This is a genomic window from Nesterenkonia aerolata (assembly GCF_031470965.1).
Taxonomy (GTDB): Bacteria; Actinomycetota; Actinomycetes; order Actinomycetales; family Micrococcaceae; genus Nesterenkonia; species Nesterenkonia aerolata.
In genome coordinates this window covers 88,211-100,192 of sequence record NZ_JAVKGR010000001.1, presented here as the reverse complement: position 1 = coordinate 100,192, position 11,982 = coordinate 88,211, and the positions used below count along the sequence as shown (strand labels likewise).

Annotated in this window: 12 protein-coding genes; 9 read left to right on the top strand and 3 right to left on the bottom strand. The window is 67.1% G+C overall.

Annotated elements, in window-relative coordinates:
• Window positions 1-5: 5 nt before the first annotated feature.
• Window positions 6-761, bottom strand: a complete 756-nt coding sequence (locus RIL96_RS00450; protein ID WP_310547029.1) for a M23 family metallopeptidase — start codon at window positions 759-761, stop codon at window positions 6-8.
• Window positions 762-1,393: 632 nt separating this feature from the next.
• Here RIL96_RS00450 and rpsB point away from each other — a divergent pair.
• The 7 genes from rpsB to RIL96_RS00415 all read left to right on the top strand — a co-directional run bounded on the left by rpsB (window position 1,394) and on the right by RIL96_RS00415 (window position 7,828).
• Window positions 1,394-2,323, top strand: coding sequence for a 30S ribosomal protein S2 (rpsB, locus tag RIL96_RS00445; RefSeq protein ID WP_310547028.1), 930 nt, complete (start codon window positions 1,394-1,396; stop codon window positions 2,321-2,323).
• A gap of 54 nt (window positions 2,324-2,377) precedes the next feature.
• A complete protein-coding gene (gene tsf / locus RIL96_RS00440) occupies window positions 2,378-3,217 on the top strand; it encodes a translation elongation factor Ts (RefSeq protein ID WP_310547027.1) in 840 nt (279 codons plus the stop codon).
• A gap of 143 nt (window positions 3,218-3,360) precedes the next feature.
• Window positions 3,361-4,128 (top strand): UMP kinase, encoded by a 768-nt coding sequence (gene pyrH, locus RIL96_RS00435; protein WP_310547026.1) that lies wholly within the window; start codon window positions 3,361-3,363, stop codon window positions 4,126-4,128.
• Between the two features lie 98 nt (window positions 4,129-4,226).
• Window positions 4,227-4,784, top strand: a complete 558-nt coding sequence (frr, locus tag RIL96_RS00430; RefSeq protein ID WP_310547025.1) for a ribosome recycling factor — start codon at window positions 4,227-4,229, stop codon at window positions 4,782-4,784.
• A gap of 4 nt (window positions 4,785-4,788) precedes the next feature.
• The gene (locus RIL96_RS00425) at window positions 4,789-5,673 is read left to right on the top strand and encodes a phosphatidate cytidylyltransferase (protein ID WP_310547024.1); all 885 of its coding nucleotides are present in this window, start codon (window positions 4,789-4,791) and stop codon (window positions 5,671-5,673) included.
• A 91-nt stretch (window positions 5,674-5,764) separates the two neighbouring features.
• The gene (locus RIL96_RS00420; RefSeq protein ID WP_310547023.1) at window positions 5,765-7,198 is read left to right on the top strand and encodes an AAA family ATPase; all 1,434 of its coding nucleotides are present in this window, start codon (window positions 5,765-5,767) and stop codon (window positions 7,196-7,198) included.
• Between the two features lie 69 nt (window positions 7,199-7,267).
• Window positions 7,268-7,828 carry a DivIVA domain-containing protein gene (locus RIL96_RS00415; protein ID WP_310547022.1) on the top strand — a complete coding sequence of 187 codons (561 nt, stop codon included), beginning with the start codon at window positions 7,268-7,270 and terminating at the stop codon, window positions 7,826-7,828.
• 37 nt (window positions 7,829-7,865) lie between these two features.
• Here the strand turns inward: RIL96_RS00415 and RIL96_RS00410 are convergent, their stop codons facing one another.
• A complete protein-coding gene (locus RIL96_RS00410; RefSeq protein WP_310547021.1) occupies window positions 7,866-8,249 on the bottom strand; it encodes a hypothetical protein in 384 nt (127 codons plus the stop codon).
• Between the two features lie 239 nt (window positions 8,250-8,488).
• Window positions 8,489-8,956 (bottom strand): GNAT family N-acetyltransferase, encoded by a 468-nt coding sequence (locus tag RIL96_RS00405; protein ID WP_310547020.1) that lies wholly within the window; start codon window positions 8,954-8,956, stop codon window positions 8,489-8,491.
• 144 nt (window positions 8,957-9,100) lie between these two features.
• Here RIL96_RS00405 and dxr point away from each other — a divergent pair, with 144 nt between their 5' ends.
• Together dxr and RIL96_RS00395 are read left to right on the top strand one after the other, a co-directional pair.
• Window positions 9,101-10,438 carry a 1-deoxy-D-xylulose-5-phosphate reductoisomerase gene (gene dxr, locus RIL96_RS00400; RefSeq protein ID WP_310547019.1) on the top strand — a complete coding sequence of 446 codons (1,338 nt, stop codon included), beginning with the start codon at window positions 9,101-9,103 and terminating at the stop codon, window positions 10,436-10,438.
• On the top strand, window positions 10,438-11,967 hold the full coding sequence (locus RIL96_RS00395; protein ID WP_310547018.1) for a M50 family metallopeptidase: 1,530 nt from the start codon (window positions 10,438-10,440) through the stop codon (window positions 11,965-11,967). The genes dxr and RIL96_RS00395 overlap by 1 nt, the downstream gene beginning before the upstream one ends.
• The last annotated feature ends 15 nt before the right edge of the window (window positions 11,968-11,982 follow it).

Here is an 11,982-nt window from a genome sequence, read left to right as displayed (position 1 = left end):
GCATGTCAGTCGCTCGCCGGCAGCAGCACTGAGGGTTCTAGGTCACCGAGGAGCAGCAGCGGATTGATGTACTCCCCGTGCAGACGCACGCCCCAGTGCACACAGTCGGCGCCCTCGCTCGCACAGTGCCCTCCGGTGATCAGCTCCCCGAGCCCATCACCGGTGCTCACGGTGTCACCTGCCGCCAGCTCGGAATCGACCGGTTCGAAGGAGCTGACGAATCCGCCGCCGTGATCCACCGAGAGCACCGGGCGGTCCACCACGGTCCCGACGAAGCTGACCGTCCCCTCCGCCGGAGCGCTGATCGTAGTGCCCTGCGCCGCGGCCAGATCCACACCCCGGTGGCCTGCTCCCCAGGGAGACGGCGGCTCGACGAAGGGCCGGGCGACCTCCGGGACCTCGCCCGGTGTGGGGGAGGACCACGTCCCCGAGAGGTCACGAAGGTCCGCGGCCTCAAGGGTCATCCCTGGTGCCGGAGGCTGTCCCGGCTTCGTCTGGACTGCCGCTTCCTGTGCGGGGACCACGGCCACGGCTCGAGGTGGTTCTGAGGTGGTCATGCCGAGCAGTACGGAGAATGCCACAGCGACTCCGCAGAAGCGCCGCATCAGTGAACGTCGTCCGGTGCGGGTCCCCGCCAAGGGGGAGCGCAGCACAGTGTAGGTCAGCCCAGGAGGTTCCCGCGGTAGGGAATTCGCTCTCGGTACAGGAGGCTCTGCCGCGGCGGGCTCTTCCACCGGCACCGCGTCACCCGGCGCTGCCATGGGAGCTGTCCGTACCCCGGAATCCAGGTCAGCCCAGCCCGGCTCGGCCCAGCCCGGTGGTGTGGAAGTCGAGAGCGTCGTCATAGAAGATGAGTCTGCTCGGTGTCGTGCCACGGCGCATCGGCTTACCGCTCTCCTGTGGAAAAGCTTGATCGGCACCCTGAGAATAGGCAGTTGTGGAGGAACCGGCCCGGCATCGCACCGGTGCTGTCCATGGGCTCGCACCATCGCAGATGGCCTGTGGCGGTGTGGTGGCTGGTGCGGCGGCTGCATCGGACGTAGTACACTGAACCGCAGCAGCATTCGCTGGACGTCTTCTTGTGCCCACTTCAGGGTAGAGCCGTGCGTGCGGTGAGCGCTGACTACGCGCAGAGCAGGTCGTCTCTCAGCTCCGGTCTCACCGGACTGTCAGGCGTACGGGCCCGTTCGGTCCGCAGAGCACACCGTCCGCGGTGGTCTCGGCGGTACGGGCCTGTGGGGTCTCAGCCTCCCGGCTCAGCCAGGAACCCCGGAGAACGGGGATGCACACCAATCAACCGAAGAAGCCGCCGGCGCTGCGCGGTCTGTGACGGACGCCCCGTGGAGGGGCCATGTCTCCGCGTCCTCTAAGCCCGGCATCGAAAGGAACACCCATGCCCGTCGTCACCATGCGCCAGCTGCTGGACAGCGGAGTCCACTTCGGACACCAGACCCGCCGGTGGAACCCGAAGATGAAGCGCTTCATCTTCACCGAGCGCAACGGCATCTACATCATCGACCTCCAGCAGTCGCTGTCCTACATCGACCGCGCCTACGACTTCGTCAAGCAGACGGTGGCCCACGGCGGCACCATCCTGTTCGTCGGCACCAAGAAGCAGGCGCAGGCCGCCATCGAGGAGCAGGCCACCCGCGTCGGTCAGCCCTACGTCAACCACCGCTGGCTCGGCGGTATGCTCACCAACTTCGCCACGGTCTCCAAGCGTGTCCAGCGTATGAAGGAGCTTGAGGAGATCGACTTCGACGACGTCGCCGGCTCCGGTCACACCAAGAAGGAACTGCTGCTGCTGCGTCGCGAGCTCGACAAGCTGCAGGCCAACCTCGGCGGTATCCGCAACCTGAGCAAGACCCCGTCGGCGGTCTGGATCGTGGACACCAAGAAGGAGCACCTGGCCGTCGACGAGGCACAGAAGCTGGGCATCCCGGTCATCGCTGTGCTGGACACCAACTGTGACCCGGATGAGGTCGAGTACCCGATCCCGGGCAACGACGACGCCATCCGCTCCGTGGAGCTGCTGACCCGCGTGGTCGCCGACGCCGTCGCCGACGGTCTGATCGCCCGCGACGAGAAGCGTTCCGGCGGCAACTCCGCCGCCGAGCCGATGGCTGAGTGGGAGCGTGAGCTCCTCGAGCAGCACAACACGGAGCAGCAGGCCGCCGAGAACCCCGGCGCCGGAGTGCCCCAGGAGGGGCAGACCTCCGTCGGCCAGGTCGAGGCTGCTGAAGCCGGCGAGCAGGCTGAGCAGACCGTGCAGGCTGAGCAGACCGAGCAAGCTGAGCAGACTGAGGCCCCCGCGGCCGACTGAGCCCCGCACCGACCACTCACCACCGCAACTGCCACCACTTGGAGGAGCAGACATATGGCGAACTACACTGCCGCTGACATCAAGGCACTGCGCGAGCGCACCGGTGCCGGCATGATGGACGTCAAGAAGGCCCTGGATGAGGCCGACGGCGACTTCGACAAGGCCATCGAGGCCATCCGCATCAAGGGCATCAAGGGTGCGGCCAAGCGCGAGGGTCGCTCCGCGGCCGAGGGCCTGGTGACCGCCAAGGTCGTCGACGGCACCCGCGGTTACCTGCTCGAGATCAACGCCGAGACCGACTTCGTCGCCAAGTCCGAGAAGTTCGTGGCTCTGGCAGACAAGGTCCTCGACGTTGCGGTGACCCAGGACATCGCCGAGGTCGAGGCGCTGCTGCAGGCCGACGTCGACGGCAAGCCGCTGGCCGACTTCGTCACTGAGGAGGCCGCCCTGCTCGGTGAGAAGGTCGTGGTTCGCCGCCTGGCCAAGGTCGAGGGCGCCTTCGTCGACGCCTACCTGCACAAGACCGCCAAGGACCTGCCCGCGCAGGTCGGCGTGCTGGTCGCCGTCGACGCGGACTCCGCTGAGGCGCAGACCGCGGCGCACGATGTCGCCGTCCACGCTGCGGCCATGAGCCCGCAGCACCTGACCCGCGACGAGGTCCCGGCTGAGACGGTGGAGAACGAACGTCGTATCGCCGAGGAGACCGCCCGGGCCGAGAACAAGCCCGAGCAGGCGATGCCGAAGATCATCGAAGGCCGCGTCAACGCGTTCTTCAAGGACAACGTCCTGGTCGACCAGCCCTTCGCCAAGGACCCGAAGCAGACCGTTGCTCAGGTCCTGCAGACGGCCGGCACCAGCGCACAGGGCTTCGTCCGTTTCCGCGTCGGCGCCTGAACGTGCCTGATGCCCAGTACACTGGGCACGACCAGGTGATCTGAGACCTTCAGGGGGTGGCCACTTCTTCTGTAAGTGGCCACCCCCTTCTCATGCCCGCCTGACCTGTGCCGCACGCCCGCCGCCGAAAGGACCAGGAGCCGATGTCGACCCAACCCGATCTCTCCTTCGCTTCCCAGGCCGAGGATCCGCAGCTCGACCCCGAGCGCAGCCGTCGCCGGGTGCTGCTCAAGCTCTCAGGAGAGGTCTTCGGCGGTGGCTCCGTCGGTGTGGATCCTGCCACCGTCCGCGGCATCGCTGAACAGATCGCTGCAGTGCGTGGGCAGGTGGAGGTCTGCGTCGTCATCGGCGGCGGCAACTTCTTCCGGGGCGCGGAACTCTCCAAGGCCGGTATGGACCGTGCCCGGGCTGACTATATGGGCATGCTCGGCACGGTGATGAACTGCCTGGCGCTGCAGGACTTCCTCGAGCAGTCCGGCCAGCCCACCCGCGTGCAGACAGCCATCACCATGGGCCAGGTCGCCGAGTCGTACATCCCGCTGCGCGCGGTCCGGCATATGGAGAAGGGCCGGGTCGTCGTCTTCGGCGCCGGCGCCGGGATGCCGTACTTCTCCACGGACACCGTATGTGCCCAGCGGGCGCTGGAGGTCGGGGCAGACATGATCCTGATGGGCAAATCCGGAGTGGACGGGGTCTACACCGCTGACCCGAAGGCAGACCCGCAGGCCGAGCGCCTGGAGCATCTGAGCTACTCCGACGCGCTGCTGCGCAATATTCGCGTGATGGACCAGACCGCGATGACCATGTGCAACGACAACGACCTCTCCATGCGGGTATTCGGCATGGAGGGCGAAGGCAATGTGACCCGCGCCCTGCTCGGCGAGGAGCTGGGCACTCTGGTGACCCCCTGAGGTCACCCCCTGAGACGGAGCCCGGGTACGCACCGGCACCCGTCACTGGGTGCCTCCCCGTAGACTGCAGAGACGACCACCCACTGGAGGAGATCGACGTGATTGATGAGACCCTGCTCGAGGCTGAAGAGCTCATGGACAAGGCCATCGAGGCCACCAGCGAGGACTTCGGCACCGTACGCACCGGACGCGCCAACCCGGCTCTCTACTCCAAGGTGCTCGTGGACTACTACGGCGCGCCCACGCCGTTGCAGCAGCTGGCCTCCTTCAACACCCCGGATGCCCGGACCATCCTGATCACCCCTTATGACGCCTCGGCCATGCGGGAGATCGAGAAGGCCCTCTCGGACTCCGAGGTCGGTGCGAACCCGTCGAACGACGGCAAACAGATCCGCATCACCATGCCGGAGCTCACTGAGGAGCGCCGCAAGGAGTATGTGAAGCTGGTCCGCTCCAAGGGCGAGGACCACAAGGTCTCGGTGCGCAATGCTCGCCGGAAGGCCAAGGAAGCCATCGAGAAGGCTGTCAAGGACGGCGAGGTCGGTGAGGACGACGGCGACCGCGCCACGAAGGAACTCGAAGCACTGACGAAGTCGCACACTGAGCGGATCGACGAGATGACCAAACGCAAGGAAGCTGAGCTCCTCGAGGTCTGATTCGGTGACCGACCCGCGCTCCGCCCCCGAAGCACCGGCACAGAAACCTCAGCGCACTCCCAAAGCAGGGCGTGATCTCCCGGCGGCGATCGCCACCGGGGCGGCCCTGCTGATCCCTGCGGTGCTGGGGATCATCTTCTTCCCCCTGCTGCTCATCCTGGTGGCCGTGGTGCTGCTGTGCATGGGGGTCTGGGAGGTCGCCCGAGCGATCGAGACGGCCGGGCGGCTGCGCCTGCCCAAGGCACCGCTGTACTTCGGGGCTGCGGCCATGCCGCTGGCCGCGCATTTCGGGGGAGCTGAGGCCTTGACCCTGGCGCTGATGGCCACCTGCACTGCGGTGGTCATCGCCGCTGCGGCCCGGCGGGTCCCGGACCCGGGCTCCTCGGTCATGGCCTCGATCTTCGTCGCCTGCTGGGTGCCGTTCCTGATCTCCTTCGCGGTGCTGCTGCTCAACCAGCCGGAGGGGCAATGGCGTCTGGCAGTCGTCGTGCTGCTGGTCGTCGCCAATGACACCTTCGGCTACATGGTGGGCGTGCTCTTCGGCCGCCATCCCATCGCCCCGCAGGTCAGTCCGAAGAAGTCCTGGGAGGGCTTCGCCGGTTCCTTGGCCGGTTCGGTGCTGGTGGGGGTGCTGGCCTCTGTGTTCATCTTCCAGGAGCACTGGCTGGTTGGCGCTCTGCTGGCTGCCGCCGTCGTGGTGGCGGCCACCGCAGGGGACTTCTCCGAATCCATGGTCAAGCGTGAGCTGGGGCTGAAGGACATGTCCCAGGTGCTGCCCGGTCACGGGGGAGTGATGGACCGGCTCGACTCTCTGGTCTTCGCCATGCCGACGGCCTACTTCGTCGTCGTCGGACTCACCGATGTCGCCGGCGGATCACCGTTCTTCTGAGCACATCCGGGTGGGCTGCCGGCGCGGTACGGGCTGAACATCATCCCTGCGGGTGATCTTTGGGCCTCCCCAGCGGCATACCTTCAGAGGTATGACCGATTCTGAGATCGACGTCGCGGCCTTCGCCCGCCGTGTCACTGCCTTCCTCGACCGCCTCGAGACCCTCGCCACCGATCAGGGCGAGGACTCCTTCGCCGCGGAATTCACTGCTCATCTGGGTTTCGACCCGCTGACGGCGGATCCAGTCTCCCGGACCTTCCCGCAGTGGCGGCACGCTGACCTCGATCAGGCGGTGGAACAGGTGCTCGGCCCCACGGCGAGCACTCTGGGCATCAGCGATGGGGATCCCGAGTACACTCTCACGGATCTGGTGGTGAACCGCGGCGGAATCTACCGGCCCTCGGCGGTAGCCCGTCAGAGTGTGCAGGTCGGTCCTCGTCAGCAGCGCCGGGTGGTCTCCGAGGCGGTCTATCTCTTCACCTGGGAACAGCGCCCCGTCGTGCTGCTGCAGCACAGTGCCGGTGACTACGGTGTGCCGGAGCTCCGGGTAGAGGTTCTGTGCGCTGACCCGGATTCTGCCCAGCGGCTGCTCGATGAGGTGGCCGAGAGGATTGATGCGCAGTCGGTGCTGCGGGGCCAGGTGATGACCCTCGGGGCACCCCTGTTCGAGCCGGTCGGCGCCTCGATGATGACTTTCCACGAGCGGCCGGAGGTGCCGGAGTCCTCCGTCATCCTCCCCCACGGACTGTTGGGGCAGCTCCACCGGCATGTGGTCGGGCTCTCCGCCCTGGCGGAACCGCTGCGCCAGGCAGGACAGCATCTGCGCCGCGGGGTGCTGCTCTACGGCGCGCCGGGCACGGGGAAGACGCACACGGTGCGGCATCTGATCGGTGCGGCACCGGAGGCCACAGTTCTCCTTCTGACCGGTGAGGCGCTGGTCTCGATCTCCCTGGCGGCACAGACGGCACGGGCGCTGCAGCCGGCCATCGTCGTCCTCGAAGACTGTGACCTGGTGGCTGAGGACCGCGAGCTCAGCGCGGACGGGCGTCCTCTGCTCTTCGAACTTCTGGACTGTCTCGACGGAGAGGGTGGTGACGCGGATATCGCGTTCGTGCTGACCACCAACCGGATCAGCGTCCTGGAGCCGGCGTTGACCCAGCGGCCGGGACGGATCGACCTGGCTGTGGAGATCCCTCGACCGGATCTCGCCGCACGGACTGCGCTCTTCGGTCTCTATGCCGCGGGGACGGGGTTCTCGGAGACGGCCCGACGTACGGCGGCCGAGCAGACCGAGGGGATCACGGCCTCATTCGTCCGGGAGGCTGTGCGGCGTGCTGTGGTCACCGCCCTGGCGGAGTCCCGCGATCCCGAGGACGCGGATCTGCTGAGCGCCGTCGAGCAGCTCAGCACGGACCAGGAGCACCTTGCAGCCGCGCTGTCCTCAGCCGAGGACGGGTTCGGCGGGGAGTTCGAAGCGGACTACGACGAGGAGCCCCACGGCATAGAGGGTGAGCACTGGGCCTGAGCGGGGCGCAGGCCCAGTGCTCCATGTCGCAGCAACAGTGCTCGGGCCGCCTGGTCTAGGCTGACAGCTATGGCCGAGACGAATGCAGGGCTCTTCAGCCGAGTCGCCGAGGACCGTCGTGGGTATGACCCCGAGGAGGTCGACAGGTTCATGGACCGTGCCCGGGGCATCTACGACGACGGCGGGCTTCTCCCGCTGGCGGAGATCCGTGGTCTTCGGTTCGCCACAGCGCCGGGAGGGTACTCGCGGCGTGAGGTCGACACTGCGATGGAACGGCTGATCGACGCCTTCGCTCTGGCCGAGCGTGACCAGTTCATCGACGCCCACGGGGAAGACGCCTGGTATGCCGAACTCGCCGCACGCGCAGAACCGCTGCGTCGTCGGCTGGAACGTGCGGAGAACCACCGGTTCCGGGAGCCGACCAACTCTGCAGCGCTGGGGTACCGCAAATCGGTGGTGGATGAGCTCTGCCATGAGCTGGAGGCCTATCTCGACGGGGCGAATCCGATGAGTGTCGATGAGGTCCGGCGGATCCGCTTCTCCGGGGCCCACGGCTCGGACGGCTATGACGAGGCCCAGGTCGATGCGTTCCTGGCCCGGATGACGGAGATCATGGCCGCGGTGGGCTGATCGAAGGACTCACCGCCGAGTCATAGCGTGCAGCGAGTCATAGCGTGCAGCGAGTCAGGGCCTGCAGCCTCTGTGTCACGCGCGCGGCGTCGTCGACAGAGACCGTGTATTCCCGGGCTAGCCGGTGGCCTTCGAGCGCGACCGGGCGGTGGCTTCGGGTCCGCGTGGTCCTGATGGTGATGGCCTCCGGCCCGGCCGCGTAGCCCACCCGTCCACCGCCGTACATCCGCCAACCGGCTTCCAGGCTGGGGCCCTTCAGCCCGACGGTGACAGCGTCCACCTCTTGCCAGGGGATGCTGCTGCGGATGAACTGCATCGTATGCAGGGTGATTCCCCGGGTGTCTGCGGTGAGGGTGACAGTGGCATGGCGGTGTAACCACCACAGCAGTGCGGCCTCGCACACAGCGATTCCCAGCAGCACCAGCAGGACAGTGCGGCGCTGGGGCGTATCCGGTTCGAGACGGACAAGGCGGCCACTGCCCCAGCGATGAGGCTGACACCCATCAGTGCGGCGATGAGGACGAAGGTGCCGGTGCCGGGCCGGGAGGTGCTGCGTACCGGTGCGGAATCAGTCCCGTGCACAATCACTGGCTCGTCCACCCGCTTGTCCATCCGCTTGTCCACCCGTTCGTCCACCGACTCGTCTACTCAGGTGTCAGGTCAGTCGAGCTGGAGGATCTGCTCGGTGACCACTTCGGCGCGGGCGTTGGAGAAGCTGCGCTCCTCACCGATGACCGTGAAGCCCAGGTCCTCCAAGATCTTGAGCATCCCGCCGTTGTCGATCACCACACGGGCCTGGACGGGCCGCCGCGGGAACTCATCGAGGAACAGCGCGGCAGCCTCAGTGGTCACCCCGCGTCCCCAGTACTGCTTGTCCGTCCAGAACATGATCTCCCGGACACCGTCGACGTCGTAGGCGGCCACCGATCCCACCGGCTCGCCGTCGAGATCGATGGTGCGCACGATGACGTCCGCCGACTGAGTCAACTGTGCCCAATGGTGGTCGAACACGCCACGGTCGCGCGGATTGGAGGGGGCGAAGCCGGCCATGTGGGCGGCGTCGGCGTCCTGCTGGAACAGAAAGAACTGGTCCAGATCACTGGGTTTGACCTCCCGCAGCGTGATCATGTGTGCTCCTCGTCCTCGACGTCGGCGTCGAACCGTCACTTCGTCCGCGCCGGGTATGGCGTCGGACACTGCCCACCAGCCTACCGACTCGTCACCGGCGGCGCTGATTCCGTGCCGACGGCGCCGTGGGTCGATAATAGAGCCATGCCCACATTCGGATCCGACGCTTGCGCGGCAGAAACCCTCCTCGCCTCCGCCGAGGCTCACCCCGCGCGGCCGCGCCGCGTGGCGATCCTCGGCTCCACCGGCTCCATCGGCACCCAAGCGCTCGCCGTCATCGACGCCCATCCCGAGCGTTTCGAGGTCGTGGCATTGGCCGCCGGTGCCGATACTGAGCTGCTGGCCCGCCAGGCAGCACGCACCGGTGCCGCCGTCGTGGGCATCGCCGCAGACGGCGGCACGGCGGGCAACCCGCACCGGCCGGCGCTGGGCAGCGCACTGGACGAGGCCTCCGGGCGGCACGCTGCTGCGGTGGAGATCCTCACCGGTCCGCACGCGGCCGAACAGATCGCCGGCGAGGTGGCCCAGGCCCACGACGTCGACGTCGTGCTCAACGGGATGACGGGGTCTGTGGGACTGCGGCCCACTCTGGCCGCCCTGCACGCCGGAGTCACCCTGGCACTGGCGAATAAGGAGTCGCTGGTGGTCGGCGGCGCCCTGGTGGCCGCGGCGCAGCGCCGTCCGGGCCAGGTAGTACCGGTGGACTCGGAACATTCAGCGGTGGCGCAGGCCTTAGCCTCCGGCCACCATGGACGGGGCATGTGCGCTGAACAGCTCAGCGGTGAATCCGAGGTCCGGAAGCTCATCATCACCGCCTCCGGGGGTCCCTTCCGCGGCTGGGATGCCCGTGCCTTGGCCACGGTGACCCCGGAGCAGGCGCTGAAGCACCCGAACTACTCCATGGGCCGGGTGGTGACCACCAACTCGGCCACATTGGTGAATAAGGCGCTGGAGGTCATCGAAGCCCATCTGCTCTTCGATGTGCCGCTGGAGGACATCGAGGCGGTGGTCCACCCGCAGCAGATCATCCACTCGATGGTGGAGTTCCAGGACGGTTCCACAGTGGCGCAGGCCGGGCCGCCGCGCATGATGGTCCCGATCGCGCTGGGGCTGAGCTGGCCGCAGCGTCTGCCGCGGGTCGATGCGCCCATCGACTGGACCCAGGCGATGAGTTGGGACTTCGCCCCGCTGGACCACGGCGCGTTCCCGGCGATCCGGCTGGCCGCTCAGGCGTCGCAGAGCTCACCGACCCATATGGCGGTCTACAACGCCGCCAATGAGCAGGCCGTCGACGCCTTCCATGACCGGCGGCTGAGCTTCCCCGGCATCCTGCAGGTGGTGGAAGACGTATTGGGCCGCCATCAGGGCCTCAGCGGTGAGCTCAGCTTGGAGTCCGTCTTGGACGCTGAAGCATGGGCGCGGCGTGAAGCCGATGCGCTGATCGCCTCCGGGTCCGTGACGAGGCCGGGGGGAGGCCGCTGATGGATGTGCTGCTGATGACGGGCGGGGTGCTCATCGTCGCCGTCGGGATCATCCTCTCCATCGCCCTGCACGAGGTGGGGCATCTGCTGCCGGCGAAGCTGTTCGGCGTGCGCGTGACCCAGTACATGGTCGGCTTCGGTCCCACCGTATGGTCCCGGAAGCGGGGAGAGACCGAGTACGGGGTCAAGGCGATTCCGCTGGGCGGGTATGTGGCGATGATCGGCATGTACCCGCCGCCTGATGAGCCTGCTGCGGAAGCTGCTGCCGACGGCGCGGCAGAGGACGCGGCAGAGAGCACAGAGTCCGCCGGATCAGAGCTTGAGTCCCGCGGTCCGGTCGATCCATACCTCCGTGATGTCGGTGCGCAGTACGCCGAGCCTGCGCCGAAGCCTGGGCCGCAGGTGTCGGGCGCGTCTGAGCAGTCTAGAGGCACCTCCGGCCGTGAGATGGTGCGCTCGCAGTCCACCGGACTGTTCCAGCAGATGTCAGCCGAGGCGCGGGAGGTCGCTGCTGAGGAGCTCAAGCCCGGCGATGAGCACCGGATGTTCTACCGGTTGGCCACGTGGAAGAAGACGATCATCATGCTCGGCGGTCCGTTCATGAACCTGCTGATCGCTCTGGGGCTGACCGCGGGGACGATCACCACTCACGGCACTGCCCAAGCCTCCACCACAGTGGAAGAGGTCTTCGAATGCGTGGTGGCGGTGGAGGACCAGCAGGGACAGCAGGAATGTACGGCAGATGATCCCCCCGGTCCGGCCTATGAAGCGGGGCTGCGGCCCGGTGATGAGATCCTGGCCTTCGGCGGCGAGGACGTCGAGGATTGGGAGGAGCTGACGGCTCTGATCCGTGAATCGGCAGGGGAGAGCCGGCAGGTCGTCTACGCCCGTGAGGGGGAGGAACACACCACCGAGCTGACTCCTCTGCTCACCGAACGGCCGGTGACCGATGGACTCGGCCGGGCTGAGCGCACGGCTGACGGCGCACTGGTGACGGAGCCGGTCGGCTTCATCGGCATGGGCGCGGCTCAGGAGCTGGTTCAGCAGCCATTCTGGGAAGCGGGCCCGCTGATGTGGGAACAGTCCAAGGCCATCGGCGAAGTCGTGCTGCAGCTTCCGGTGAGGATGTATGACGTGGCGGTGACCACAGTCACCGGTCAGGAACGTGACCCGGACGGGCCGATGTCGGTGGTCGGAGTGGGTCGCATCGCCGGTGAGCTCTCCGTGCAGGACCAGATCCCGTGGGAATCTCGGCTGGCGACGCTGATCTCCATGGTGGCCACAGTCAATATGGCGCTGATGGTGTTCAACCTGATTCCGCTGCTGCCGCTGGACGGCGGTCATGTGGCCGGAGCCATCTATGAGAGCCTGCGCAGGAGGGTGGCGAAGCTGCGAGGGCGCCCAGACCCCGGTCCCTTCGACATCTCGACGATGCTGCCGGTGACCTATGTCGTGGGCGCCCTGCTGCTGGGGATGGGTCTGATGCTCATCATCGCCGATGTCATCAACCCGATTCGATTATTCGACTGAGCTGAGCGCTTCGGG